This window comes from Tabrizicola sp. (assembly GCF_041911175.1).
Taxonomy (GTDB): Bacteria; Pseudomonadota; Alphaproteobacteria; order Rhodobacterales; family Rhodobacteraceae; genus Tabrizicola.
In genome coordinates, this window is sequence record NZ_JAYRPN010000130.1 from 1 (window position 1) to 25,481 (window position 25,481).

At 67.3% G+C, this 25,481-nt stretch carries 28 protein-coding genes, 1 tRNA gene and 2 pseudogenes; 17 read left to right on the forward strand and 14 right to left on the reverse strand.

Features of this window, described 5'->3' with window-relative positions; translation table 11 throughout:
• From ACE3P6_RS18260 to ACE3P6_RS18280, 5 genes and pseudogenes are all read left to right on the forward strand, one after another.
• Nucleotides 1-293 (forward strand): annotated as a pseudogene (locus ACE3P6_RS18260) (branched-chain amino acid ABC transporter permease); the annotation flags it as partial.
• Complete coding sequence (locus ACE3P6_RS18265; RefSeq protein WP_374397871.1) at nt 290-613, forward strand: AzlD domain-containing protein; 324 nt, start codon at nt 290-292, stop codon at nt 611-613. The pseudogene ACE3P6_RS18260 and the gene ACE3P6_RS18265, both read left to right, overlap by 4 nt.
• A 54-nt stretch (nt 614-667) precedes the next feature.
• Nucleotides 668-985: a DUF3775 domain-containing protein gene (locus ACE3P6_RS18270; protein WP_374373791.1), complete on the forward strand. Its 318-nt coding sequence runs from the start codon at nt 668-670 to the stop codon at nt 983-985.
• A gap of 61 nt (nt 986-1,046) precedes the next feature.
• Complete coding sequence (gene trxC / locus ACE3P6_RS18275) at nt 1,047-1,493, forward strand: thioredoxin TrxC (RefSeq protein WP_374397872.1); 447 nt, start codon at nt 1,047-1,049, stop codon at nt 1,491-1,493.
• Nucleotides 1,494-1,582: 89 nt separating this feature from the next.
• A tRNA-Ala gene (locus tag ACE3P6_RS18280) sits at nt 1,583-1,658 on the forward strand.
• 16 nt (nt 1,659-1,674) lie between these two features.
• Here the strand turns inward: ACE3P6_RS18280 and ACE3P6_RS18285 are convergent.
• The 6 genes from ACE3P6_RS18285 to ACE3P6_RS18310 all read right to left on the reverse strand — a co-directional run bounded on the left by ACE3P6_RS18285 (nt 1,675) and on the right by ACE3P6_RS18310 (nt 6,325).
• A complete protein-coding gene (locus ACE3P6_RS18285) occupies nt 1,675-2,403 on the reverse strand; it encodes an MBL fold metallo-hydrolase (RefSeq protein ID WP_374397873.1) in 729 nt (242 codons plus the stop codon).
• Nucleotides 2,400-2,555: a hypothetical protein gene (locus ACE3P6_RS18290; protein ID WP_374397874.1), complete on the reverse strand. Its 156-nt coding sequence runs from the start codon at nt 2,553-2,555 to the stop codon at nt 2,400-2,402. Before ACE3P6_RS18290 ends, ACE3P6_RS18285 begins: the two co-directional genes overlap by 4 nt.
• Before the next feature lie 9 nt (nt 2,556-2,564).
• Complete coding sequence (locus tag ACE3P6_RS18295) at nt 2,565-3,563, reverse strand: ABC transporter ATP-binding protein (RefSeq protein ID WP_374397875.1); 999 nt, start codon at nt 3,561-3,563, stop codon at nt 2,565-2,567.
• Entirely contained in the window at nt 3,560-4,327 is a 768-nt protein-coding gene (locus ACE3P6_RS18300; protein ID WP_374397876.1) for an ABC transporter permease, read from the reverse strand. The genes ACE3P6_RS18295 and ACE3P6_RS18300 overlap by 4 nt, the downstream gene beginning before the upstream one ends.
• Nucleotides 4,328-4,430: 103 nt before the next feature.
• Nucleotides 4,431-5,285, reverse strand: coding sequence for an ABC transporter permease (locus ACE3P6_RS18305; protein WP_374397877.1), 855 nt, complete (start codon nt 5,283-5,285; stop codon nt 4,431-4,433).
• Nucleotides 5,282-6,325 carry a spermidine/putrescine ABC transporter substrate-binding protein gene (locus ACE3P6_RS18310; RefSeq protein ID WP_374397878.1) on the reverse strand — a complete coding sequence of 348 codons (1,044 nt, stop codon included), beginning with the start codon at nt 6,323-6,325 and terminating at the stop codon, nt 5,282-5,284. Before ACE3P6_RS18310 ends, ACE3P6_RS18305 begins: the two co-directional genes overlap by 4 nt.
• Nucleotides 6,326-6,428: 103 nt before the next feature.
• On the opposite strand from ACE3P6_RS18310, the gene ACE3P6_RS18315 reads away from it, so the two are divergent.
• A complete protein-coding gene (locus ACE3P6_RS18315; RefSeq protein WP_374397879.1) occupies nt 6,429-7,046 on the forward strand; it encodes a TetR/AcrR family transcriptional regulator in 618 nt (205 codons plus the stop codon).
• A 7-nt stretch (nt 7,047-7,053) separates the two neighbouring features.
• On the opposite strand, the gene ACE3P6_RS18320 is transcribed toward ACE3P6_RS18315, so the two are convergent.
• From ACE3P6_RS18320 to ACE3P6_RS18335, 4 genes are all read right to left on the reverse strand, one after another.
• Nucleotides 7,054-8,013, reverse strand: a complete 960-nt coding sequence (locus tag ACE3P6_RS18320; protein WP_374397880.1) for a sensor histidine kinase — start codon at nt 8,011-8,013, stop codon at nt 7,054-7,056.
• Nucleotides 7,998-8,675 (reverse strand): response regulator transcription factor, encoded by a 678-nt coding sequence (locus ACE3P6_RS18325; RefSeq protein WP_374397881.1) that lies wholly within the window; start codon nt 8,673-8,675, stop codon nt 7,998-8,000. The genes ACE3P6_RS18320 and ACE3P6_RS18325 overlap by 16 nt, the downstream gene beginning before the upstream one ends.
• Nucleotides 8,653-10,122, reverse strand: coding sequence for a DUF4153 domain-containing protein (locus ACE3P6_RS18330; RefSeq protein WP_374397882.1), 1,470 nt, complete (start codon nt 10,120-10,122; stop codon nt 8,653-8,655). The genes ACE3P6_RS18325 and ACE3P6_RS18330 overlap by 23 nt, the downstream gene beginning before the upstream one ends.
• Nucleotides 10,123-10,215: 93 nt before the next feature.
• Nucleotides 10,216-10,977, reverse strand: coding sequence for a DeoR/GlpR family DNA-binding transcription regulator (locus ACE3P6_RS18335; RefSeq protein WP_374397883.1), 762 nt, complete (start codon nt 10,975-10,977; stop codon nt 10,216-10,218).
• A 240-nt stretch (nt 10,978-11,217) separates the two neighbouring features.
• Between ACE3P6_RS18335 and glpD the strand changes: the two genes are divergently transcribed.
• The 10 genes from glpD (at nt 11,218) to ACE3P6_RS18385 (ending at nt 21,985) form a co-directional block, all read left to right on the forward strand.
• Nucleotides 11,218-12,822: a glycerol-3-phosphate dehydrogenase gene (gene glpD, locus ACE3P6_RS18340; protein WP_374397884.1), complete on the forward strand. Its 1,605-nt coding sequence runs from the start codon at nt 11,218-11,220 to the stop codon at nt 12,820-12,822.
• A gap of 10 nt (nt 12,823-12,832) precedes the next feature.
• On the forward strand, nt 12,833-13,921 hold the full coding sequence (locus ACE3P6_RS18345; protein ID WP_374397885.1) for an ABC transporter ATP-binding protein: 1,089 nt from the start codon (nt 12,833-12,835) through the stop codon (nt 13,919-13,921).
• Nucleotides 13,922-14,992 carry an ABC transporter ATP-binding protein gene (locus ACE3P6_RS18350; RefSeq protein WP_374397886.1) on the forward strand — a complete coding sequence of 357 codons (1,071 nt, stop codon included), beginning with the start codon at nt 13,922-13,924 and terminating at the stop codon, nt 14,990-14,992.
• Between the two features lie 3 nt (nt 14,993-14,995).
• Nucleotides 14,996-15,868: a carbohydrate ABC transporter permease gene (locus ACE3P6_RS18355; protein WP_374397887.1), complete on the forward strand. Its 873-nt coding sequence runs from the start codon at nt 14,996-14,998 to the stop codon at nt 15,866-15,868.
• The gene (locus tag ACE3P6_RS18360; protein ID WP_374397888.1) at nt 15,868-16,671 is read left to right on the forward strand and encodes a carbohydrate ABC transporter permease; all 804 of its coding nucleotides are present in this window, start codon (nt 15,868-15,870) and stop codon (nt 16,669-16,671) included. Before ACE3P6_RS18355 ends, ACE3P6_RS18360 begins: the two co-directional genes overlap by 1 nt.
• A 140-nt stretch (nt 16,672-16,811) precedes the next feature.
• A complete protein-coding gene (locus ACE3P6_RS18365; RefSeq protein WP_374397896.1) occupies nt 16,812-17,078 on the forward strand; it encodes a DUF2160 domain-containing protein in 267 nt (88 codons plus the stop codon).
• 85 nt (nt 17,079-17,163) lie between these two features.
• Nucleotides 17,164-18,888, forward strand: a complete 1,725-nt coding sequence (locus ACE3P6_RS18370; RefSeq protein ID WP_374397889.1) for a carbohydrate ABC transporter substrate-binding protein — start codon at nt 17,164-17,166, stop codon at nt 18,886-18,888.
• Between the two features lie 215 nt (nt 18,889-19,103).
• On the forward strand, nt 19,104-20,588 hold the full coding sequence (gene glpK / locus ACE3P6_RS18375) for a glycerol kinase GlpK (protein WP_374397890.1): 1,485 nt from the start codon (nt 19,104-19,106) through the stop codon (nt 20,586-20,588).
• Complete coding sequence (locus ACE3P6_RS18380; RefSeq protein WP_374397891.1) at nt 20,585-21,712, forward strand: iron-containing alcohol dehydrogenase; 1,128 nt, start codon at nt 20,585-20,587, stop codon at nt 21,710-21,712. The genes glpK and ACE3P6_RS18380 overlap by 4 nt, the downstream gene beginning before the upstream one ends.
• Before the next feature lie 99 nt (nt 21,713-21,811).
• Nucleotides 21,812-21,985, forward strand: a complete 174-nt coding sequence (locus ACE3P6_RS18385) for a hypothetical protein (protein ID WP_374397892.1) — start codon at nt 21,812-21,814, stop codon at nt 21,983-21,985.
• On the opposite strand, the gene ACE3P6_RS18390 is transcribed toward ACE3P6_RS18385, so the two are convergent.
• Nucleotides 21,986-22,756 (reverse strand): alpha/beta fold hydrolase, encoded by a 771-nt coding sequence (locus ACE3P6_RS18390; protein WP_374397897.1) that lies wholly within the window; start codon nt 22,754-22,756, stop codon nt 21,986-21,988.
• A gap of 96 nt (nt 22,757-22,852) precedes the next feature.
• Here ACE3P6_RS18390 and ACE3P6_RS18395 point away from each other — a divergent pair, with 96 nt between their 5' ends.
• The gene (locus ACE3P6_RS18395; protein WP_374397893.1) at nt 22,853-23,224 is read left to right on the forward strand and encodes a hypothetical protein; all 372 of its coding nucleotides are present in this window, start codon (nt 22,853-22,855) and stop codon (nt 23,222-23,224) included.
• A gap of 60 nt (nt 23,225-23,284) precedes the next feature.
• Here the strand turns inward: ACE3P6_RS18395 and ACE3P6_RS18400 are convergent, their stop codons facing one another.
• The 3 genes and pseudogenes from ACE3P6_RS18400 to glyA all read right to left on the reverse strand — a co-directional run.
• A complete protein-coding gene (locus ACE3P6_RS18400; protein ID WP_374397894.1) occupies nt 23,285-24,157 on the reverse strand; it encodes a DUF817 domain-containing protein in 873 nt (290 codons plus the stop codon).
• A 31-nt stretch (nt 24,158-24,188) separates the two neighbouring features.
• On the reverse strand, nt 24,189-25,112 hold the full coding sequence (locus ACE3P6_RS18405; protein ID WP_374397895.1) for an SdiA-regulated domain-containing protein: 924 nt from the start codon (nt 25,110-25,112) through the stop codon (nt 24,189-24,191).
• Between the two features lie 8 nt (nt 25,113-25,120).
• Nucleotides 25,121-25,481, reverse strand: a pseudogene (gene glyA, locus ACE3P6_RS18410) (serine hydroxymethyltransferase); the annotation flags it as partial.

The following is a 25,481-nucleotide window of genomic DNA, read 5'->3' on the forward strand; positions in this document are numbered from 1 at the left end:
ACATGTTCGGCCTCGGCCTTGGCGCCTATGCCAGCTGGGTTTCCGGCACCGTGGTCGGCGCCTATGCCGGGGGTGGCGCGCTGGAGGGCTGGCCCGCGGTGAACGCGGGGCTCGGCTTCATGCTGCCCGCGCTCTTCCTCGCGCTGCTCCTGTCCATCCTCAACCGGCGGCAATTACCGGTGATCGTGGTCGCCGGGGCGGTGACGGTGATCGCGACCCTGACGATCAGCGCGACCAGCGGCATCCTGCTGGGAATGCTGGCCGGGGCGGTGGCGGGGGTCCTGCGCAGATGAGCTGGGAGCTTTTTACCGTCGCCCTGATGGCCGGGGCCGCGAACTGGGCCTTCCGCGCCCTGCCGATCCTCGCGCGGATGGAGCGGGTGGCGGCCTCCGGCTGGCTTGGCCGCTTCCTCGCCTCGACCGGCCCGGCGGCGATTGGTACGCTTTTCGTCGCGGCGATCCTGCCCTCGCTGGTGCCCGACCTTGCCCGCCTTTTGCCGGTGGTGATCGGGACGCTGGCGGTGCTGGCGGTCTGGTTCGCCCGCAAATCCGTGGTGCTCGCCACGCTGGCCGGGGCCTTCGCGCATGGTGTGACGACCTGGACCCTCGGCTGATGCTTGCACCCCGGGGCGCGTTGCGCGACCATGCCTGAAACGAAGGAGACCGCCATGTTCGAGATCAGCCCGCAGAAGGTGGTGCATGTGATCTATCTGGCCCGCGAGACGGGGGCGGGGGACGCCGAGCTGCACGCCTTCATCGACGCACTGAACGATGACGACAAGGCGCAGCTGACGGCGGTGGCCTGGGTCGGTCGCGGCGCCTTCGAGCCCGAGGATTTCGACGAGGCGGTGGCGACGGCGGTGGCCGAGGCGACGACGCCCACGGCGGACTACCTGATGGGCATGCCGCATCTGGCCGAGAACCTGGAAGCCGGGCTGGAAGCCCTGGGCGTGGACGTGGCGGGCGAGGAAGAGGATTTCCTCTGACCCCCTTGCGGGCGGGCGGGCCGCTGCACATCTTCAAGCCTTGCAAGCTGTGAGGTGAGACATGCCCGTCACTGACGCCGTGAAGCTGACCTGCGCCACCTGCGGCCAGGCGAACCGGGTGCCCGTCGCCCGGCTGGCCGACAGCCCGAAATGCGGGGCCTGCGGCGAGGTGCTGGTCGATGGCAAGGTGGCCGAGCTGGACGCCGCGACGCATGACAAGGTGACGCGCGGTGACGGGTTGCCGCTGCTGGTCGACTACTGGGCGCCCTGGTGTGGCCCCTGCCGGATGATGGCCCCGGAATTCGCCAAGGCGGCCAAGGCGCTGGCCGGTCAGGCGCGGCTGATGAAACTGAACACCGAGGACCATCCGCAGGTTTCCTCCCGCGCGGGCATCCGCGGCATCCCGGCGCTGATCCTCTACCGCAACGGCCGCGAACTGGCCCGCCTCGCCGGAGCCCGCCCGGCTGCGGACATCACCGCCTTCGTGCGCCAGCATCTTCCGGCCTGACGCTTCGCGCCCGGCGACCGAAGCCGTGAAAACCCAAACGGCGCGGCTTGACTCTGCCGCCGATTTCAGATGAATACGGCGTCGCGGATGGGGCAGTAGCTCAGTTGGGAGAGCGTATCGTTCGCAATGATAAGGTCAGGGGTTCGATCCCCCTCTGCTCCACCAAATCCCCCTTAGATCGTCAGCGGCCCTTGGCTTTCAGCCAGTCGGTGATCAATTCCCGGTGCCGCTCGCCCGAGTAGCTCGGGAAATGCCCGCCATGCACCACGCGGACGGGCAGGGCCAGCAGCCGCTCCATCGAGGTGATGTACTGCCATTGCTCCAGCGTGCTGGTTCTCTCGATCAGCTCGCCGTCATAGACGATGTCGCCGGAGAAGAGGACGCCCGTCGCCACCTCCCACAGCGCGATGCCGCCGGGGGAATGGCCCGGCGTATGGATCACCTCGAAGTGGCGGTCGCCGAGGTCCACCACATCGCCGTCCCAGAGAAGGCGCTGCACCGGGGCGGCCTCTACCGCATAGGTCGCGGCGGTGTAGGGCTCGGGAGGCAGCGTGGTGAAGATGTCGTCGGTCACATACTTGTCGGCGAAGGTGTTCTCCCGCGTGGGCTGGCGGAGGAGATGCGCCTCCGCAGCATGGCAGAGGCGGCAGGGGAATTCGTGGTGCAACCCGACATGGTCGAAATGGGTGTGGCTGGCGACCGCCTGCAGGGGGCGCTCCGTCACCAGCGGCACCCGGTCGCGCAATGAGACGACGCCCATCCCGCTGTCGACCAGCAGGTCGGTGTCGCGGCCCCGGACGTGCCAGACGTTGCAGCGGTAGAAGTCGTGGATATGCGGCTCGTCGATATGGGTGACGCCGTCGCCCATGCTGCGCACCCGCCACCAGTCTTCCGGTCTTGCCCTGGTCATCGTTGCCACGGCATCTTCTCGATGCCCAGAAGCGAATACAGTCCATCCAGCGGATGAACGTCAGAAAGCCGGATCGCCACACCGCAGAGCAGGACCACCAACAGCAGTCTGAGGGGTCTTCTTCGCCAATCGCCTTCCTGATCGGGTTCCATTGGTATGCCTCATTCCCCCAGCACCACATAAGCCTCGGCGCCAAGGTCCAGCACCCCGCCGGGCTCCACCGCCTCAGATTGCGGCAGATGCACCACCAACGCCAGGTCCGGCGCGGTCAGCGGCGTCACATGGGCGCGGACATGGGTGCCGAAGAAGGCGGCGTCCTCGACTTTGCAGAGCCCGATGTGCAGCGAGCCTTTCGGGCTGATCGCTTCGGGCCGGATCAGCAGCGTGCCGTCCGCCACCGGGACCGGGCCGAAGGGCGCGCGGCCCCCGGCCACCGGGATACGGTTGATCTCGCCCATGAACCCGGCGGTGAAAAGTGTTTTCGGTTGCAGGTAGACCTCACGCGGGGGGCCGTGATGTTCGATCCGTCCGGCGTTCATCACCACGATCCGGTCGGCGATGGCCATCGCCTCTTCCTGGTCGTGGGTGACATGGATGAAGGTCGTCCCCACCCGGCGCTGGATCGCCTTCAGCTCGTCCTGCATCTGGCGGCGCAGCTTCAGGTCCAGCGCGCCAAGGGGTTCGTCCAGCAGCAACACATCCGGCTCCACCGCCAGCGCCCGCGCCAAGGCCACCCGCTGCCGCTGCCCGCCCGACAGCTCATGCGGACGCCGGTCGCCCCGGCCCTCAAGGCCCACCAGCGCCAGCATTGCATCCGCCTTCGCCGTGCGCGTCGCCCGGTCCACCCCCCGCATCCGCAGCCCGAAGCCCACGTTGTCGCGCAGGCTCATATGGGGGAAGAGGGCATAGTCCTGGAAGACGGTGGTCGTCGGCCGGTCCTTCGGCGCGACGCCCGCCATGTCGCGGCCCCCGATCAGCACCGTCCCCTCGCTTGGTTCCGCGAAGCCCCCGATGATGTTCAGAAGCGTGGTCTTGCCGCAACCGGATGGCCCCAGCAGCACCACGAACTCGCCTGCGTCGATCTCCAGGTCGATATGGGTAAGCGCCAGGGCGGCGCCATAGCGTTGTGACAGGCCTTTTATCGAGACGGCTGCGGTCATGGGCGTTTCCGGAAGACGGTGAGTTCGAGGAGGATCACGAGAGTGACCGAGACGAGGAAGACCAGAGACCCCACGGCATTGGTGGCAGGCGACAGGCCCGATTTCAGCATCGACCAGATCTCGACCGGCAGGGTCACGTCGAAGCGGGTGAGGAGGAAGGCGATGATGAATTCATCCCAGGAGAAGGTGACGGACAGGAAGAAGGCGGCGGCCAGCGGTGCGGCCAGCATCGGGGCGGAGACGAGGGTCAGCACCTTCCACTCCGGTGCGCCCAGGTCGCGGGCGGCGCGTTCGGCATTCTTCTGGTGGTCGCCCATCGCGGCATAGGTGATGGCGAAGCAGAGCGGCAGGTTGATGACCACATGGCCGATTCCAGCGGTGAAAAGCGACAGGCGGACCCCGGTCAGGCTGTAGAGATTGAGAAGGCCAAGCGCGATGATCAGGTAGCTGACCGTCATCGGCGCGATCAGCACCCCCCGCATCAGGGCCGATCCGGGCAGACGGATGCGGGCAAGCGCATGGGCGGCAAGGAAGCCAAGCGTCAGGGCGATCAGCGAGGAGATCACGGCGACGATCAGCGAGTTGAGCAGCGCGGCGGTCAGGTCGTCGTTGCCCAGCACCTTGGCGTACCAGTCCAGCGTCACGCCCTTGAAGGGCGGCACCGGCAGGCGGCCGTCCTGGAAGCTGAAGGCGACCAGCACGGCGACGGGCAGGAAGACGAAGGCATAGGCTGCGGCGAGATAGACCCAGGACAGGACGCGCATCAAACCACCCTCCTCGTGCGCCTTCGGCTTCTCGTCGGTTGGGCCGCAGCGAGGAGGGACGAAGTCTCCGGCGAGCGGTCTAGGGGCTGAACGCGGCGGGCCATCACACCCGATCCAGCCGCAGCCAGCGGCTACTGGCGAAATAGGCCAGCGTCACCACCGCCATCAGCACCACCGACAGCGCCGAGGCGAGGGGGAAATTCCCGCTCCGCCCCAGTTGCAGCATGATCAGCTGCGGCAGGGTCAGCTCGGTGTTCCCGCCGAGGATCTGTGGCGTGATGTAGTCGCCGATGCAGAGGACGAAGGTCAGGAAGGCCCCCGTCACCACGCCCGGCAGAGTCAGCGGCAGGATCACATGGGCGAAGGTCTGCCAGCGGTTCGCCCCAAGGTCCTGCGCCGCACGGGCATAGTTCGGCGACAGCTGGATCAGGTTGGCATAGATCGTCAGCGTCAAGAGCATGACGAAGAAATGCACGAAGCCGATCACCGTGGCGGTCCGGGTCGAGGCAATCTGCAAGGGCTCGGCGATCACCCCCAGCCCCAGCAGCGCCTTGTTCACCACCCCGTTCTGCCCCAGCACCAGCAGCCAGGAATAGGACCGCACGACGTAGGAGGTCCAGAACGGCAGCACCGCCATCAGCAGCGCCAGCCGCTGCCAGCGCGCGGGCACCCGGAAGGCGATGATCGCCGCCAAAGGGTAGGCCAGCACCACCGAGATCGCCGTGACCACCACGGTAATCTCCAGGCTGTTCATCAGTGCCCCAAGCATCGTCGGATCGGTGAAGATGCGGGCGTAGTTGCCGGGGTCGAACCCCCGCACCACCTCGCGCCCCTCCATATGGGCGAAGGACAGTGCCACCATCTCCAGGAAGGGCAGGACGAAGAACCCCGCCGTCCAGACCAGCGCCGGGGCGATCAGCCCCCAGGCCAGACGGCGGTCGCGGGCGGCGAGGCTCACTGCGCCAGCATCTCGGTCCAGAGATCCTGCATCGCCGTATCCAGCGCCGCATCCGGGATCGGGTACAACTGCGCCCGCTTCAGGAAGTCGGGCTGCTGGTCCCAGCGCAGCACCGCCTTCTGCTCTGCCGTCAGCGCGTCGCCCGCCTTGGCGTTCGCCGGCATCCCCCAGTAGCAGGATGAGGTCGCCAGCCGCGCCTGTCCCTCGGGCGAGGTGATGTAGTTGACGAACTCCAGCGCGAGGTCCGGTTGCGTCGACCCCGCCACCACCCCGATCGACTGCGCCCAACGAAGCCCACCCTGCTTCGGAATCGTCCAGTCGAGGTTCGGGTTTTCCCCGGCCAGCACCGCCGTCAGCCACTCTCCGCCGCCGACCACGATATCCACCTCCCCCGTCGCCAGCGCCGTCTGGGCCGAGACCACGTCGGAGACCTGCTTCGACGCCTTGCGCAGCGCCATCAGCGGGTCCTTCAGCCTGGGCAGGGTTTCGGCGCTGATGTCCGCCGTGTTGATCCCCTGACCCAAAGCCACCAGCCCCAAGACCGGCAGATAGTAGTCGTAGATCCCGATTCGCCCGTCATACTTGCCGCCGGTCAGCGCAGCCATGTCCTCCATGTCCGCCGGGTCGACCTTGGTCTTGTCGTAGCTGATCGTGTTGTAGCCGAACTTCTCGCTCACGGCATAGGTCTTGCCATCGACCGTGTTGTTGTCGGCCATCACCAGTTCCGGGAAGAAGTCCGCCGTCGCCAGCTTGTCGGCGGGCAATTCGGCCAGCCGCCCCGCCTCGACCGCGCGCTTCACGTCGACCGCGTCGATCACCAGCACGTCCCAGTCGCCCGGCTGCGACTGGTCAAGGATCGCCAGGCCCGCCGCCGTGCCTTCGTATTCCTTCAGGTTCACCTTGACGCCGAACTTCTGCTCGAACGGCTCGATCAGCGCCGGGTCGGTGTGGTCGCACCAGACCAGCGCATTCAGTTCCTGCGCCAGACCGGGGGTGGCGGTGAGAAGAAGGGCAATGCAGGTGGCGGGCAGGCGGGCCATGAGAATCTCCATGTTGCGGGTGCCTCTGGTGGGCGCTTGAGAAAAAGATTGAGTTCGTTCAATTTTGAAGTCAACATCAAATTTATCGAATGACGGGACCGCCATGACCGGATTGCGCGAAAGACAGAAGGCCGACCGGACCCGCCGCATCCTGGAAGCCGCCTCGACCCTGTTCCGCGCCCAGGGCTATGACGCGGTCAGGATCGAGGACATCGCCGCCGCCGCCGACGTGTCAGCCGGAACCTGCTACAACTACTTCTCCACCAAGGGCGACATCCTTCTGGCCATCGTCACGATGGAGGTGGAGGAGGTGATCGACGCCGGTCGCGCCGTGGTGACCGACCCGCCTGCCGATGTGGCCGAGGCACTGGACCGCTTGATCCGCATCTACTACGACCACTCCCTGCTCTACCTGACCAAGGAGCTGTGGCGCCGCGCCATCGCGCTCTCGGTCGAGGCGCCGGACACTCCTTTCTCGCAACGCTATCTTGCGCTCGACGCCAAGCTGACCGCTCAGGTGAGCGACCTTGTCGTCGCGCTGCAAGCCTGCGGCTCCGCCCGGCGCGGGCTGGATGCCGAGGCCCTGGGCGGCATCCTCTTTGCCCAGCTCAATCAGGCCTTCATCGCCTTCGTGACCCAGGACGCCATGCCGCTGGCCGAACTGCACCGCACCAGCCGCCGCGCCACCGACCAGCTGGCGCTCCTGATCGGGACCGGGTGACGCTGGCTCAGAACCCTATCCCGAATGCCGCCCCCCCGTCGCTGTCGATCAGCCGGATCGACGCTCCATGCGCCGCCAGCAGGCTCGCCGCGATGGTCAGCCCCATCCCGGTGCCCCCGCTGTCGCGCCGGGTGGTGAAGAATGGCTCGAAGACATGCGCACGGTTGCCGGGCGAGACCCCCGGCCCGTCATCGGCAACCACCAGCCACCCCGCGCCCGCCTCCAGCCGCACCACACGCGCCCCCGCCGCCGCCGCGTTGGACAGAAGCTGCACCAGCACGATCTCCAGCCCCTCCGCCGCCAGCGGCAGGTCCACCTCTCCGCCCGTGACCTCCAGCCGCAGGGCCGGGTGCGCGGCTCTCAACTGCGGGACCAGCGCGTCCAGCCGCGAGGTCCCGCGATGCTCCGGCTCGCGCGCCGCCGCCGCCTTGCGCAGCGCCGCAAGCTGCCTCTCCATCTGCGCCCCGGCCTCGGCAATCGCCGCCACCAGCTTGCGGTCCCCCGCGTCCAGATCCGCCTCACCCAGCAGTTCCACCGCCGCCCGCACCGCCGAGAGCGGCGTCTTCATCTCATGCGTCACATGGTCGGTATAGCTGCGGATCGTCGCCTCCCGCGCCTGAAGACGTCCGGCCATGTCCAGCATGATCTCGCCCAGATCGCGCAACTCGCGGGTGCCGTAATGCGCCAGCGGTTCGGGCCGCGCCATCGGGTCGGCGCGCAGGTCCGCCGCGCGTTCGGCCAGCGCGGTGACGGGCCGCAGGATCAGCCGGACCAGCAGCCAGCCGAGGATCAGCGTCGCCGCAAGGATTGCCCCGGCAATCAGCAGCGCCGCCCAGCGGTAGCCGATCAGCGGGCCGGTCAGCCGCAACGCGACCAGCCCGACGAAGGACACCCCCAGCGTCCCCAAAAGCCCTCCGCCCACCACCTGCCCCAGCGAGGGCCGCCACTTCCCTACGATCCGCCGCATGAACCCATCCGCAGGCCGACCCCGTGCAGCGTCTCGATGGCCTCCGCGCAGCCCGCCGCCGCCAGCTTCGCCCGCAGGTTCCGCAGGTGACTGTCGAGCGTCCGGTCCGAAACCGGACTGCCCGCGCCCCAGACCGCATCGACCAGTTGCGCCCGCCCCGTGACCCGGCCCAGGGTCAGCATCAACACCCGCAGGATCGCCAGTTCCGTCCCGGTCAACGCGACCTCCACCCCGGCGACGGCACAGGAATGCCGCCCGATGTCCAGGCAAAGCACCCCCTGCCGCAGCACCTCGCCTGCCGGTCCGCGGGTCCGCTTCAGGATCGCCTTCACCCGTGCCACCAGCTCGCGGGGGGAGAAGGGCTTGGTCACATAATCGTCCGCACCCAGTTCCAGCCCCAGCACCCGGTCCAGCTCGTCATCCCGCGCGGTGAGGAAGACGATCGGCACCTCCGACCGCGCCCGGATGCGGCGGCAGACCTCCAGCCCGTCCAGTTCCGGCAGGCCCTGGTCCAGCACGATCAGGTCGGGCGCCTCGCGCGCCGCCTGCATCAGCGCGACCTGCCCGTCGGCGGCGGTGACGACCGTGAACCCGGCGCGCTCCAGCGCCAACCCCACCAGCGACCGCAGCCCCGGATCGTCATCCACCACGAGGATCTTCATGCACGCCCTCCGCGACCGGCATTGTCGCCAGATACCGGCTGACGCGCCAGTCCCGAAACCCCCAATCGCGCCAGCCGTCGATCCGGGGCCTGCCCGGCCAACACGGTAGCCTGACATCGGCCGCCGCGATCTCTGCCGCCGCCAGCGGGCCAAGCGCGCAGACATAGACCGCATCCAGACGCTCCGGGCGCGACAGGTTCTCCTTGGCGATCACCGCCGCGAAGTTCACGAAGCAGCAGGCATAAAGCGTCCCCGCCGCCAGAGCGACCGACCGCAGCAGAAGCCAGCGGTTCGGCAGGCCCTGCCAGACCTGCCATGCAGTCAGGCCCAGACCTGCCGCAACCAGCATCATCCAGATCGCCGCATGGACCCGCAGATAGGTCAGTCCGAAGGCATCGACGTAAAGCTCCAGCCGCATGAGCGCCGACAGCACCAGCGCCACGTTCTGCGTCAGCCAGAGGAGGAGAAGCCCCCGCAACCGCCGGTCTTCCGCCGCGAAGGGCCGGGCGGCAAGCGCGAAGGCTCCGGCCAGCAGCGCCGTCACCAGCAGCGGATAGGCCCCGCGATGGGCATATTCCGCCGCCGTCATCCCCTCTGGCAGGGCAGCCCCACCCCAGAGATAGGCCGCATCCATCACCGTCTGGACGCCGAGGATCGTGTTGAACACCACCAATCCCCGCGCCACCGACCCGGCACTTGGCCCCTTCGGCATGGGCAGGCGCAGGCGGAAGTCCCCCGCTTCGGGCAGGGGCGCGATCAGCGGCCAGATCAACAGGGTCGCGCCGGTCCAGAACAGAAGCCGCTCCACCGTCTCCACCCCGATGTCCAGCCGCGCCAGGCGCAGGGCCAGTTCCCCCAGCACCGGGTTCGCCTCGATCAGCAGGGCCGACAGCACCAAGGCCCCACCCAGCGGGAAGGCCCAGCCGCGCAAGTGCCGCCGATGGTCGCGCAGGGTCTCGCTTTTCACCACCTGCGAACCCAACCCGATCCCGTCCCGGACCCCGCGCAAGGGCAGTTCCTGCACCAGCCGGAAGGCATGCCCTGCCAAGGCTTCCCGTCCGGCTGAGGCCCAGACGAGGCTCACCAGCAGCCCCGGCCCCAGGAAGACCAGCGACAGCGCCTGCACATGTTCCACCACCGGCAGCGCTGTGACCAGAAGCAGCAGGGCGGGCCGCAGCCGCTCCCGCCCCGGCGAGGCCAGCATCACCACCGCCAGCACCGCCCCCGAGAACAGCGCCAGCGACAGCCCGAGGGCGTGCCCGAAGAACAGCCAGTCCGCCAGCGCGACCAGCACCACCAGCGCCCCGGCCCGGCCTCCCGTCTCCCCGAGGCCCCGGGCGCGCTGCCCCTGTGGCGGTGGCGGCGGCACATCCTCCGCCGCCGTCATCCACCACATGTCCCGGCTCAATCCCGGCGGCACCCCGCGGATCACCCATTCCTTCGCCATGCTCTGCCCCTCCGGCCTGTTTGCCGATGAGGTCTTGCACGGCCCTGGTGCAGGCGGCCCGTGTGTCTTGTGCAGAATTTGTGCAACCAGGCCTCAGCCCGTGACCTGCACCCCGGTTCCCCAGGCCTCGCATTTCCGCATCAGGTCGGGCGGCAGGGCCATGTCGGTGAAGAGCGTGGTGATCTCGGACAGCGACGCCAGCCGCGCCGGGGCCGAACGGTCCAGCTTGGAATGGTCGCAGACGAGGTAGGTTCGCCGCGATTGCTGGATGATCGCCTTCGACACCCGCACTTCCGCCAGGTCGAAGTCCAGAAGGTCCCCGTCCCGGTCCAGCGCCGAGACCCCGATCACCGCGTAATCCACCTTGAACTGCTCGAAGAACTGCGTCGTCAACTCGCCCACCAGCCCCCCGTCCGTCCGCCGCAGGGCACCCCCCGCGACCACGATCTCGCAGCCGGGGTTGGCGACCAGGATGTTCGCCACGTTCATGTTGTTGGTGATCACCGTGATATTCCGGTGCCCCAGCAGCTCGCGCGCCACGGCTTCCGTCGTCGTGCCAAGGTTCAGGATCAGGCTGCAATTGTCCGGGATCGCCGCCGCGCAGGCGCGCGCAATGGCCGCCTTCGCCCCCTCGTTCATCCGCCGCCGCGCCTCGTAGCCGATGTTGGCGACCCCGGTCCGCAGCACCGCCCCGCCATGCACCCGGTCGAGGTGCCCGGCATCCGCAAGGTCCGACAGGTCGCGCCGGATGGTCTGCAAGGTCACGTCGAATCGCGCCGCCAGATCCTCGACCACCACCCGGCCCTCGGCCCGGGCCAGCTCCAGAATCTCGGTCTGCCGGAAATTCAGCGCCACATCCGTTCCTTTTCCTTCGCTACCCGCGTTTCGGCTTTCTGCCACGGCCTCGCCGTCCTGTCAGCGATTTTTTCGTTTGCGCAGGCGCGCGGTATTTTGCGTTTGCAGCAAGTACCGCTGCGGTTGCGCATCCGAACTGCCAGAAATGTTCGCTTTCTGACAAATCGCGCAAAAACGAAAAATTCCGGTTGACGAAGTTGTGACATTCAGCGCAGTTTCTGCCCCGGGGGAGGACCGGACTTGAACGACAGAACCGCAGGGGTTGTATCCGACCTCTTCATCATCGGCGGCGGGATCAACGGCTGCGGCATCGCCCGCGATGCCACCGGGCGCGGTCTGACAGTCACCCTCGCCGAACAGGGCGACCTCGCCCAGGGCACCTCCTCGGCCTCGACCAAGCTCTTCCACGGCGGTCTGCGCTACCTGGAGTATTTCGAGTTCCGCCTCGTCCGCGAGGCGCTGGAGGAACGCGAGACCCTCCTCGTCGCCATGCCGCACATCTCCTGGCCGATGCGCTTCGTGCTGCCGCTCTCGCCCGACATGCGGTTCGAGTCCGACACCCCCACCTCGCGCCTCCTCGGCTGGGTCATGCCCTGGGCCAGGGGCCGCCGTCCCGACTGGCTGATCCGCCTCGGGCTTTTCATGTACGACACGATGGGCGGCCGGAAGATCCTGCCCGCGACCCGCACGCTGGACCTGACGAACGACCCGGCCGGGCGGCCGCTGCAGCCGAAGTTCCACAAGGCCTTCGAATATTCCGACTGCTGGGTGGAAGACTCCCGCCTCGTTGCGCTGAACGCCCGCGATGCCGCCCTGCGCGGTGCGCACATCCTGACCCGGACCCGCGTCACCGCCGCCGAACGCCGGGGCGACCTGTGGCACATCACTGCCGAAGGCCCGCACGGGACCGAAACCTTCCGCGCCCGCGCGCTGGTCAATGCCGGCGGCCCCTGGGTGATGGACGTGATCCGCAACGTCGCCCATCTCAACCCGACCGAGGGCGTCCGCCTGGTCCGGGGCAGCCACATCGTGACGAAAAAGCTTTTCGACCACGGGCGCTGCTATTTCTTCCAGGGGTCCGATGGCCGGATCATCTTTGCCATTCCCTACGAGCAGGACTTCACCCTGATCGGCACCACCGACAAGGACCACACCTCTGCGCCCTCCGACGCGAAATGCACCGATGAGGAGCGCGACTATCTTCTCGCCTTCGCCAGCCAGTATTTCGCCAGGCCGGTGACGAGGGATGACGTGGTCTGGACCTATTCCGGCGTCCGGCCGCTCTACAACGATGGGGCCAAGTCGGCCACCGCCGCCACCCGAGACTATGTGCTGAAGCTGGACGAAAATGGCCCGCCACTGCTGAACGTCTTCGGGGGCAAGATCACCACCTACCGCCGCCTTGCCGAATCCGCGCTGGCCAAGCTGGCGCCCTTTTTTCCCAAGGCGAAATCCGGCTGGACGGCCCGCGTGCCGCTGCCGGGGGGCGACTTCCCGCAGGATCAGGTCGCAGCGCTGACCGCCGCGCTGAAAGCCGCGCATCCGTTCCTGACCGACTACTGGGCGGCCCGCCTGGTCCGCGCCTACGGCACCGAGGCCGCGCAGATCGTCGGCAATGCCACGACGGCCGAGGCCTTGGGCCAGGATTTCGGCGCCACGCTGACCGAGGCCGAGGTCCGCTGGCTGATGTCACACGAATTTGCGGCGACTGCGGCAGACGTGGTCTGGCGGCGCTCCAAGCTGGGGCTGCGGATGACCGCCGACCAGATCGAAACGCTTGACCGCTTCATGACCAGTGAAGTCGGGGCGGGCGCCGCACGGGCGGTCAGCCCGGCGGCGGAATAGGGGGAACGGGATGACGCTGGAACTGCAGGGCGTGTCGCGGTCGGTCGGGGGCAGGGTGCATATCCACCCCACCGACCTGCGCCTGGAAAACGGGACGATGAACGTGCTGCTTGGCCCGACCCTTTCGGGCAAGACCAGCCTGATGCGGCTGATGGCCGGGCTCGACAAGCCCTCGACGGGCCGCATCCTGTGGGAAGGGGCCGACGTCACCGGCGTCAAGGTGCAGGACCGCAAGGTGGCGATGGTCTACCAGCAGTTCATCAACTACCCCGGCCTGACCGTCTATGAAAACATCGCCTCGCCCCTGCGGCTGATGGGCAAGCCGCTGCCTGAGATCGACAAGGCCGTCCGCGCCACCGCCGAGATGCTGCGCCTCACCCCGATGCTGACCCGCAAGCCGTTGGAACTCTCCGGCGGCCAGCAGCAACGTTGCGCGCTGGCCCGGGCGCTGGTGAAGGGCGCGGGGCTGGTGCTCCTCGACGAACCTCTCGCCAACCTCGACTACAAGCTGCGCGAGGAACTGCGCATCGAGATCCCCCGCATCTTCGAGGCCTCGGGCGCGATCTTCGTCTATGCCACAACCGAGCCCGAGGAAGCTCTCCTCCTCGGCGGCAACACGGCGACGCTCTGGGAAGGCCGCGTCACGCAGTTCGGCCCGACGCCGCAGGTCTACCGGATGCCCGAGGATGCGACGACCGCCCGTGTCTTCTCGGACCCGCCGATGAACTTCGTGCCCTGCCAGAAGGAAGGGAGCCGCCTGACCTTCGGCGAAAGCGCCCATGCCCCGGCCAACAGCGCCACGCGCGACCTGCCCGACGGCAGCTACATGGCGGGCTTCCGCGCCAACCACATCACGCTGAACCGCCATTCCGGCGACGCGGTCGAATTCCGCTGCACCCTCGGCGCGACCGAGATCACCGGCTCGGAAACCTTCGTCCACCTGACCCACGGCCCCGACCGCTGGGTCGGACTGGTGCACGGGGTCCATCCGCTGCGGGCCGGGGCGCAGACCTCGATCTTCGTCGATCCCGCCCACGTCTACCTGTTCGACACCACGGGCCGCCTTGCCGCGCCCGCTCCTTATGCGATGGCGGCCTGAATGTCCCGGATCACCCTTTCAAAACTCGCCCACAGCTACCTGCCCAACCCCAAGGGTGAGGGTGACTATGCGCTGAAGGAAATGGACCACGTCTGGCAGGACGGCGGCGCCTATGCGCTGCTTGGCGCCTCCGGCTGCGGCAAGACCACGCTTCTGAACATCATCTCGGGCCTTGTCCGCCCCTCGCATGGCCGGGTGCTCTTCGGCGACCGGGACGTGACCGACGCCCCGACGACCGAACGCAACATCGCCCAAGTGTTCCAGTTCCCCGTCGTCTACGACACGATGACCGTGCGCGACAACCTGGCCTTCCCCCTGCGCAACCGGGGCATGGATGCCGCCTATATCGCCAAGCGCGTCGGCCAGATCGCCGAGATGATCGGGATGGAGGACATCCTGAACCGCAAGGCCCGCGGGCTGACCGCCGACGCCAAGCAGAAGATCAGCCTTGGCCGCGGCATGGTGCGCGAGGACGTGAACGCCATCCTCTTCGACGAACCGCTGACCGTCATCGACCCGCACATGAAATGGGAGCTGCGCACCCAGCTGAAATCTTTGCACCGCGAATTCGGCCATACGATGATCTACGTCACCCACGACCAGACCGAAGCGCTGACCTTCGCGCAGAAGGTGGTGGTGATGCACGACGGTCGCGTTGTCCAGATGGGCACGCCGGAAGAGCTGTTCGAGACCCCGGCCCATACCTTCGTCGGTTATTTCATCGGCTCGCCGGGGATGAACTTCTTCGATGCGGAAATCACCGGAAGCGAGGCGCGGACGGGGGGCGTTTCGCTGCCGCTGGGTGCGGCCTACGGCTCCCTGAACGGCCGCACCCAGATCGGCATCCGCCCGGATTATGTGACCATCGCCGACCAGGGCCTGCCGGTGACGGTGAAGCGGGTCGAGGATGTCGGTCGCCACCGCATCGTCCGCGCCGAATTCCAGGGTGCTCCCCTGAACGCGATCCTCCCCGAAGGCGCGCCTGTCCCCGCCGACCCCCGTGCCGCCTTCGCGCCGGGCAAGATCAACGTCTACGCAAACGACTGGCGCGTCGCGCCAATGGGGGGCTGACCGATGGACAAGACCCAGAACAACAAGGCCTGGTTCCTGGTCCTGCCCGTGCTGGTGCTGGTGGCCTTCTCGGCCGTAATTCCGCTGATGACGGTGGTGAACTACGCCTTCAACGACACCTTCGGGAACAACGAATTCTTCTGGGCCGGGATCGACTGGTTCGACGAGATGGTCCATTCCGACCGCCTGCACGAAGCGCTCTGGCGGCAGGTGATCTTCTCGCTGATCATCCTGGCGATCGAGGTTCCGCTCGGCATCTTCATCGCCCTCAACATGCCGAAGAAGGGCTTCTGGGGCTCGGTCGTGCTGGTCCTGATGGCGCTGCCGCTGCTGATCCCGTTCAACGTCGTCGGCACCATCTGGCAGATCTTCGGTCGCGTCGACATCGGGCTTCTGGGCCACACCCTCGCCGCGCTGGGCATTGACTACAACTACACCAACGATCCCATCGACGCCTGGATCACCGTCGTCGTGATGGACGTCTGGCACTGGACCTCGCTTGTCGCGCTCCTTTGCTATGCCGGGCTGCAATCGATCCCCCAGGCCTATTATCAGGCCGCCAAGATCGACCAGGCCACCCGCTGGTCCGTCTTCCGCTACATCGAACTGCCGAAGATGAAGGGCGTCCTTCTCATCGCCGTCCTCCTGCGCTTCATGGACAGCTTCATGATCTATACCGAGCCCTTCGTCGTCACCGGCGGCGGCCCCGGCAACTCGACCACCTTCCTCTCCATCGACCTGGCGAAGATGGCGACCGGCCAGTTCGACCTCGGCCCCGCCGCCGCCTTCTCGATCATGTATTTCCTCGTCATCCTCTTGATCTCATGGGTCTTCTACACCGTGATGACCAACCTCGACCGTGAGGAGAACCGCTGATGCGCGTCCGTTCCAACGCTGTCGTGATGACGGTGTACCTGCTGTTCCTGCTGATCCCGATCTACTGGCTTCTGAACATGAGCCTGAAGACCAACACCGAGATCACCAGCTCGTTCACCCTCTTCCCGGCGAACCTCACGTTCCGCAACTACGCGGTGATCCTGACCGACCCCAGCTGGTACATGGGCTACGTCAACTCGCTGATCTACGTGGTGATGAACACGGTCATCTCGATCACCGTGGCGCTGCCCGCCGCCTATGCCTTCAGCCGCTACAACTTCATGGGCGACAAGCACCTGTTCTTCTGGCTCTTGACCAACCGGATGTCGCCGCCCGCCGTCTTCGCGCTGCCGTTCTTCCAGCTCTATTCCGCGATGGGCCTGATCGACACCCATATCGCCGTGGCGCTGGCGCATTGCCTCTTCAACGTCCCCCTCGCGGTCTGGATCCTGGAGGGCTTCATGCGCGGCGTGCCGAAGGAAATCGACGAGACCGCCTATATCGACGGCTACTCCTTCCCGAAGTTCTTCGTGAAGATCTTCATGCCGCTCATCGCGAGCGGAATCGGCGTCGCCGCCTTCTTCTGCTTCATGTTCAGCTGGGTCGAACTTCTCCTCTCCCGCACCCTCACCACCACCGATGCCAAGCCCATCGCCGCCGTGATGACCCGCACGGTCAGCGCAAGCGGAATGGACTGGGGCGTGCTCGCCGCCGCCGGGGTGCTGACCATCGTGCCGGGTGCCTTGGTGATCTACTTCGTCCGCAACTACATCGCCAAGGGCTTCGCCCTGGGGAGGGTTTGATGACCGCCACCCGCTGGACCCCGATCTACCTCACCCTCGCGGTGATCATGGCCGCGATCCTCGCCCTCCTGCTCTGGGTCGTCCCCGTGGACGAAGACGGCGTGCGGGAATGGACCGGGCAACTGATCCCCGGTTTCTGGATGGCCTGGACCTTCCCGGTCGCGCTCTTCTTCTGGTGCATCGCCGGGCTTCTGATGATCATGACGCTCCTGGCCATCCGCTTCCCCGAAACCCCGCGCGTCGGGATCCTGCGCATCGAGACGACGCGTGGCGACCGGCTCTTCATCAGCCTTCTGGGCTCGGCCTTCATCCATCTTGGCTGGCTTTTCTTCGCGGGCCCCGACGCACTCTGGGGCGCGCTCATCCTCTCCCTCGTCTATGCCGCGGCGGTCTTCCGCTGGGTCTGACGCGGGCAGGCAAGACCCCCGGGCGGAATGGTCGTCCGCCCGGGGCACACAAACCGGAAATGTCTCAAATCCTGGGAGGAATCACATGAGACTTCGTTCAACCGCAACGGCGATGGCGCTTGCGCTGTTCGCCATGCAAGGCCCCGCCTGGGCCGACATGGAGGCGGCGAAAGCCTTCCTCGACAAGGAAATCGGCGACCTTTCGGTGCTGGATCGCGCCGGGCAGGAAGCCGAGATGCAGTGGTTCATCGACGCGGCCAAGCCCTATGCGGGCATGGAGATCAAGGTCGTCTCGGAAACCATCGCCACTCACGAATACGAATCCAAGGTGCTGGCCCCGGCCTTCACCGCGATCACCGGGATCAAGGTCACGCACGACCTGATCGGTGAAGGCGATGTCGTCGAAAAGCTGCAGACGCAGATGCAGACCGGCGAGAACATCTATGACGCCTACATCAACGACTCTGACCTGATCGGCACCCACTGGCGCTATCAGCAGGCCCGCAACCTGACCGACTGGATGGCAGGCGAAGGCAAGGACGTGACGAACCCCGGCCTCGACCTGGCCGACTTCATCGGCACCTCCTTCACCACCGGGCCGGACGGCAAGCTCTACCAGCTGCCCGACCAGCAGTTCGCCAACCTCTACTGGTTCCGCTACGACTGGTTCTCGGACCAGAAGACCAAGGACGACTTCAAGGCCAAGTACGGCTACGACCTCGGCGTTCCGGTCAACTGGTCGGCCTACGAGGACATCGCCGAGTTCTTCACCGGCCGCGACATGTCCTACATGGGCGGACCGGCCACCGGGGTCTATGGCAACATGGACTACGGCAAGAAGGACCCGTCGCTCGGCTGGCGCTACACCGACGCGTGGATGTCGATGGCCGGGATGGGCGACGTGGGCGAACCGAACGGCCTGCCGGTCGACGAATGGGGCGTCCGCGTTGACGAGAACTCGCGCCCCGTCGGGTCCTGCGTCGCGCGTGGCGGTGCCACCAACGACGCGGCGGCGGTCTATGCCGTCACCAAGGCGATCGAATGGCTGCAGAAGTACAGCCCGCCCGAAGCGCAGGGCATGACCTTCGGCGAGGCCGGTCCGGTTCCCGCCCAGGGCAACATCGCCCAGCAGATGTTCTGGTACACCGCCTTCACCGCCGCCTCGGTCGAGCCGGGAACGCCGGTGATGAACGAGGACGGCACGCCCAAGTGGCGCATGGCGCCCTCGCCGCACGGTGCCTATTGGCAGAAGGGCCAGAAGATCGGCTACCAGGACGCCGGGTCCTGGACGCTCCTGAAATCCACCCCGGTGGATCATGCCCAGGCGGCCTGGCTCTATGCCCAGTTCGTCACCTCGAAGACTGTCGACCTGAAGAAGTCGGACGTCGGCCTGACCTTCATCCGCCAGTCCACGATCGACAGCCAGCACTTCACCGACCGCGCGCCGAAGTTGGGCGGCCTGATCGAGTTCTACCGCTCGCCCGCGCGCGTGCAGTGGTCGCCGACCGGGACCAACATCCCCGACTATCCGAAGATGGCGCAGCTCTGGTGGCAGAACATCGGCGATGCCATGTCGGGCGACAAGACCCCGCAGGAAGCGCTGGATTCGCTCTGCGCCGAGCAGGAGAAAGTGCTGGAACGGATCGAGAAGTCCGGCGTCCAGGGCGACATCGGCCCGAAGATGAACGAAGAGAAGGATCCGCAGGAATGGCTTGACGCGCCGGGTGCCCCGGTCGCCAAGCTCGAGAACGAGGATCCGACGCCGGAAACCATCAGCTACGATGAGCTGATCAAGTCCTGGTCGAAGTAAGCTGAAACGGGTCCGGGCGGTGCCGAAGGGTGCCGCCCGGGCCCAAATTTCTTCGAAGAAATTTGCCAAGAATTTTCGAAAATTCTTGCGCCCGGCGCCTGTGTTCCGCACGACTTCAAATGTTAAGGAACCCTGAACGTCCACGACCAACCCCTTGAAATTGCTTACCCCGTTTTTCTGTCCACCGTGGACACCCCGAACCGCAGGCCGCTTGCATGACCCATATCCTCGCCATCGACCAGGGCACCACCTCCTCCCGCGCGATCCTCTTCGACGCCGCCCTGACCCCCGTCGCCCAGGCCCAGGAGGAGTTCGCCCAGCACTACCCCCACCCTGCTTGGGTCGAGCATGACCCCGCCGATCTCTGGTCGACCGTCGCCGCCACCGCCCGCGCCGCGATAGAGAAGGCCGGGGTGAAGGCCACCGACATCGCCGCCATCGGCATCACCAACCAGCGTGAGACGACGCTGATCTGGGACCGCAGGACCGGCGAGCCGATCCACCCTGCCATCGTCTGGCAGGACCGCCGCACCGCCGACACCTGCGCCGCCCTGAAAGCTGCGGGCCACGAGCCGATGATCACCGCAAGGACGGGCCTCCTCCTCGACCCCTACTTCTCCGGGACCAAGGTGAAGTGGCTCCTCGACCATGTCGAAGGCGCGCGCGAGAAGGCCAACCGCGGCGACCTCGCCTTCGGCACCGTCGACAGCTGGCTGATCTGGAACCTCACCGGCGGCAAAACCCACGCCACCGACGCCACCAACGCCTCCCGCACGCTTCTCTACAACATCGCCAAGGGGGTCTGGGACGAAGACATCTGCCACCTCCTCGACATCCCCCTTTCCCTCCTGCCCGAGGTGAAGGATTGCGCCGCCCCCTTCGGCACCACCCGCCCCGACCTCTTCGGCCGCGAGATCCCGATCCTCGGCGTCGCGGGCGACCAGCAGGCCGCGACCGTGGGCCAGGCCTGCTTCCTGCCGGGCATGATGAAATCCACCTACGGAACCGGCTGCTTTGCCCTGCTGAACACCGGGGCCGACATGGTCCCCTCGAAGAACCGCCTCCTCACCACCATCGCCTACCAGCTTCAGGGGAAACCCACCTACGCCCTCGAAGGTTCGATCTTCATTGCCGGCGCCGTGGTCCAGTGGCTGCGCGACGGGCTGAAGATCATCCGCGAGGCGAAGGAGACCCAGCCCCTCGCCGCCAAGGCCGAGGAGGCGCAGGGCGTGATCCTCGTCCCCGCCTTCACCGGCCTTGGCGCGCCCTACTGGCGGCCCGACTGCCGGGGCGCGGTCTTCGGCCTGACCCGCAATTCCGGCCCCGCCGAATTTGCCCGCGCCGCGCTGGAAAGCGTCGGCTACCAGACCCGCGACCTCCTGATGGCGATGCGGGCCGACTGGGGTGCGGCGGCCGATGGCGTCCTGCGGGTCGATGGCGGGATGACGGCAAGCGACTGGACCATGCAGTTCCTCGCCGACATCCTGGGCGCGCCGGTCGACCGGCCCAAGGTGACGGAGACCACTGCCCTCGGCGCCGCCTACCTCGCCGCGATGCAGGCGGGCGTGATCGGCGGGCCGGAGGAATTCGCGAGGTCCTGGGCGCTGGACCGCCGCTTCACGCCCGCGATGGATGCGGCCACCCGCGACGCGAAATATGCCCGCTGGGGCAAGGCCATCGCCGCCACCATGTCGGTATGACCCCCTTCGGCATCACCGCCCCCGGTCGTATCCTGTTCGGTCGGGGCGAGGCCGCGAAGGCCCCCGCCCTGATCCGCGCCTTCGGCCCGCGCGGGGTGGTCGTCCACGGCGCGAACCCGGCGCGCGCGGCCTGGCTGGTCGAGGCGCTGGGGCCGGATACGCTGGCACTCCCCTGCGCAGGGGAGCCGACGCTGGCCGACCTGGAAACCGGCCTGACCGCCGCGCGCGCCCATCGCCCGGGCTGGGTGGTGTCGCTGGGCGGTGGCGCAGCGCTGGACCTCGGCAAAGCCCTCGCTGGCCTTATCCCCGCGCCGGGCGGGCCGATGCAGCATCTGGAAGTGGTGGGCAAGGGTCTGCCGCTGAAGGCTGATCCGCTGCCCTTCATCGCGATCCCCACCACGGCGGGAACTGGGGCGGAAGTGACGAAGAACGCGGTCATCGGCCTGCCGGATTTGGGCCGCAAGGTCAGCCTTCGCGATGACCGGATGGTGGCGCGGCTGGCCATCGTCGACCCCGCGCTGACCGATCATTGCCCGAAAGGGGTGACACTGGCCTCGGGCCTCGATGCGGTGACGCAGGTGATCGAGCCCTTCGTCTCGATCAAGGCCACGCCCTACACCGATGCGCTGGCCCGTCCGGCTATCGGCACCGGGATGAAGGCGCTGATGCAACTGATGCAGGGCGAGGATCCGGAGGCGCGGGACAGGATGGCCTGGGTCAGCCTTTGCGGCGGGCTGACGCTGGCCAATGCCGGGCTTGGCGCGGTGCATGGCTTGGCCGGGGTGATTGGCGGCCTGACCGGCGCGGCGCATGGCGCGATCTGCGGGGCGCTGCTGGGTCCGGTGCTGGCCGTGAACCGCGAGGCGGCCTCGGGGGCTGCACGCAACCGGCTGGACGAGGTCTGCGCGGTCCTGGCCGAAGTGCTGGGCTCGACCGCAGAGGAGGCCCCGGTCGCCCTGCAAGCCTGGGCCTGGGCGCAGGGCCTGCCCGGCCTGGCGGCCCTGGGTGTCGCCGAAGACTGGCACAGGCAGATCGCGGCCGCCGCCTTGCAGGCATCCTCGATGAAGGGCAACCCGGTGTCGCTGGACCTTCCCGCCTTGCACACGGTCCTGGCCGCAGCCTGACCGGGTGTCGGGCCGAGGGCCGGTTGACCCGGATCAAGGCGGAAACGGTGCCTCTTGCCTATAATGACTGCGGTTCTGTTGGTCTGGAGTGCCCGCGCCATGCGCCTGACGATGATACTGTATTCGATGATCGCGACCGCAATGGCGGGAACCGGGGTGATCGCGGTGCTGACGGCGGGCTATGGCACGCTCTGGCCCATCGTCATCGCGGCTGCCTGCGGCGCGGCGCTGGCGGCGCCGGTGGCCTGGGCGGTGGCCAAGCAGATCGAATGATCAGCCCTCCAGGAAGACCCTGACCGTCTCTTCGAAAGCACGCGGCTGTTCGGCGTGAAGCCAATGGCCTGCACCGGGGATCTTCGCGAAACGGGCCTTGGGGAACAGGGTGCGGATCGTCTCGCGCTGTTCGGGGCGGACATACTGCGACTGGGCCCCGGTCAGGAACAGGGCAGGGCGCGGGAACTGGCCTTCGGTGCCGGGCCAGCCGACGATCTTCGGCATCTCGGCCTCCAGCACGGGCAGGTTCAGCTTCCAGCGCGGGGGATGTTGCCGCAGGTCGAGCGATTGCAGGAAGAAGGCCCGCAGCGCCGGGTCATCGACGCCTGCCGAAAGCGCTGCATCGGCCTCGGCCCGGGTCCTGATCGTGGAAAGGTCCACCGAAGCCATCGCGCGGGCGTGCTGGCTTTGGTCGTGGCTGTAGGCCACCGGGGCGATGTCGGCGACCACCAGGCGGCGGATCAGTTCGGGCCGGGTCAGCGCCAGCTGCATCGCGGCCTTGCCGCCCATCGAATGCCCCATCAGGTCGACCGGCGCGCCCAGGCTCTCGATCACCTCGGCCAGGTCGGCGGCCATCTCGGGGTAGCCCTGCACCGGGAAGCGGGGGCTGTCGCCGTGGTTGCGCATGTCGACGGCCACCACCTCGCGCCGGTCGGCCAGGCGGCGTGCGATCACGCCCCAGTTGCGGGCCGAGCCGTAGAGGCCGTGGGCGATGACCAAGGTCGGGGCCTCGGGCGACTGCGGCGGGGTATGGCGGATGGTGGCGAGCATGGTTTTCCATAGCCTTACCCGCGCCGTCAGGCCAGAGCGGTTGAACATCGGGGCGAACAACTCTAGGTTCGGCGGGATGCGGCGATGGGGTGTCGGATGAGTGCGGTGACGATCCAGCAGATGGCGGATCGGGTGGCCCAGCTTCTGGAAGAGAGGCTGGGGTTGGGAGGCCGCGACCTTGCGGCCAAGCTGAAGCGGGCGGGGCGGACCCTGCCGAAGAAGGTGCGGGACTCGGGTCGGCTTCTGGCCCAGTCGGCGCAGAAGGGGCAGAACCCGAAACTGCTGGGCCAGATCGACATGGCCGACGTGACCGAGGCCTATGATGTCTGCGTGAAGCACCTGATCGCGATCGACCCGGTGGGGCGGCGGCGGGACCTGTTCGCGGGCATGGTCGGGTCGGTCGGGTTCGGGGTGCTGGTCCTTCTGGTTGCCCTCTTCGGCTTCCTGGCCTGGCGGGGGTACTTCTGACCCTGTCCACGGTGGACAGATTTTTCGTGTCAATGAAATCAGTGGCTTGACCGCGGACGTTTACGATTTGGCAAGCTTTGCGGCGACCCCGGCAAGGTCCAGCGGCTGCGCCGACAGCGCGCTCCGGCTGACCAGCGTCACCGTCACGAAGGCCACATACAGGAGCAGATACCAGGACCCGATCTTGGCGAAGCTGACCAGTTGCCCGCCGACCTGCCCGGAGTAGATCCACGTCCCGGTCGCGGTGCCGACGTTCTCGGCCAGCCAGAGCGCCAGCGCCGACAGGAAGGCGGCCAGCGGCAGGGGCATCCACCAGTGCCGGTCATGCACGCAAAACCAGATGCGGGTGCGGGCATAGAGCGCCACGGTGGCCACGAACAGCCCCAGCCGGATGTCGGGCAGGAAATGGTGGGCGAAGAAGTTGACGTAGATCGCGGTGGCCAGCAGCACGGTCAGGGAAAAGCGCGGGTAGGGCGCGAAGGCCATGTCGAAGACCCGGATCACCCGCGCCATGTAGCTGCCGACGGCGGCATACATGAAGCCCGAGAAGAGCGGCACCCCCATCAGCTTGAAGACCCCGGCCTCGGGGTAGGCCCAGGACCCGGCGTCGACCTTGAACCACTCCATCGCCGTGCCGGTGAGGTGGAACAAGAGGATGACGCGGGCTTCCTCCCAGGTTTCCAGTTTCCGCCAGAGGAAGATCACTTGCGTGGCGATGGCGAAGAGGAAGAGGGCGTCGTAGCGCTGGACCGGCCAGTCGGGCTGCCAGACGAGTTTCGTCGCGATGATGGCGGCGAGGAGGAGCCCGCCGAAGAGACAGGCCCAGCCCTGTTTCAGCACGAACATCACCAGTTCGGCCACGGCATAGGGCAGTCGTGCGCGGGCCCAGTCGCCCATGCGGTGTTCGAGGGAGCGGGTCGTGGGGGCGGTCATGCCTGGATGAGACAGGCCGGTGGCTTGGCCGTCAAGGTTGGGAAAGCGGGACCTCAGGGTCGAAGCGGTAGAAGAGGTTCGGCTCGGACACGATGAAGACCGCGCCGTCGGGGCCGATGGCCACGCCCTCGGCTTGCGGCACCGAGCCGGTCAACCCATGCCAGCCGGACCAGAGTGTCAGCAGGCCCAGAGGAGCGCCATCGGGGTCGTATTCGGCCAGCATCGAGGACATGTCGCTGAGCAAGAGCATGTTCCCGGTGGCGTCATGCAGCGTGACCGAGGAGAGGTCGGTGACGAAATGCCCGGCCCAGCTGGCGGGCTGCCATTCCCGGACGGTGACGCCAAGGCCCTGGCCCATGACCGCCCGGTCCAGCCCACCGATCACCAGCACACGGACCGGCCACATCTCTTGCACGATGACCAGTTCCTTGCGGCGCTGGTCCCAGGAGATGCCCTCGAAGCCCATGTTCTTGAAGGCCCCGAGGTCGAGCGTGAGGAAAGGCGCGGTCGCGAGGTCGATCCCCGTGGTGTCTGGCGTGATCGTGACCCAGGACAGGCGGTGGTGGCCCTCGTCGACCAGGATGAAGCGGTCGCCCTCGACATGGGTGATGCCTTCCACGTCGCTGGCCCCGTCAAGCGGGATGCGGCGCAGAAGCTGGCCGTCGCGGGAGAGTTCGGCGACGTCGGCGGGGCGGTTGATGGCGGTGAAGAGCGTGCCGGTCGCCGGGCTGAAGGTGAGGCCCGAGGTGTTGTCATCGAGGCCCGCGATGGGCTGGCCCTCGATCCCGACATGGTAGCTTGAGAGGCTGAGCGTCGGCGTCGCTGTGGATGTGCCGCGCATCGCAAGTTGATGCGCGGCAAGGCCGACGATTCCGCTGGCCCAGAATGCGCCCACCGCCAGCAGGGCCAGCGCAAGGCTGGACCAGAGGAAACGAGGGCGGAGCAGCGCTGTCACTGGCTCCCTTACAGCTCCGGGTAGATCGGGAAGCGTTTGCAGAGGGCTTCGACTTCGGCGCGGACGCGGGCTTCGACGGCGGCGTTGCCGTCCTCGCCGCTCGCGGCCAGGCCATCCACCACCTCGATGATCCAGCGGGCGATCTGGCGGAATTCGGCCTCACCGAAGCCGCGCGTGGTGCCCGCGGGGGTGCCGAGGCGGACGCCGGAGGTGATCGTCGGCTTCTCGCTGTCGAAGGGGATGCCGTTCTTGTTGCAGGTGATCCAGGCGCGGCCCAAGGCCTTCTCGGTCGCGTTGCCCTTCACCCCCTTGGGGCGCAGGTCGACCAGCATCAGATGGGTGTCGGTGCCGCCGGTGACGATGTCGAGC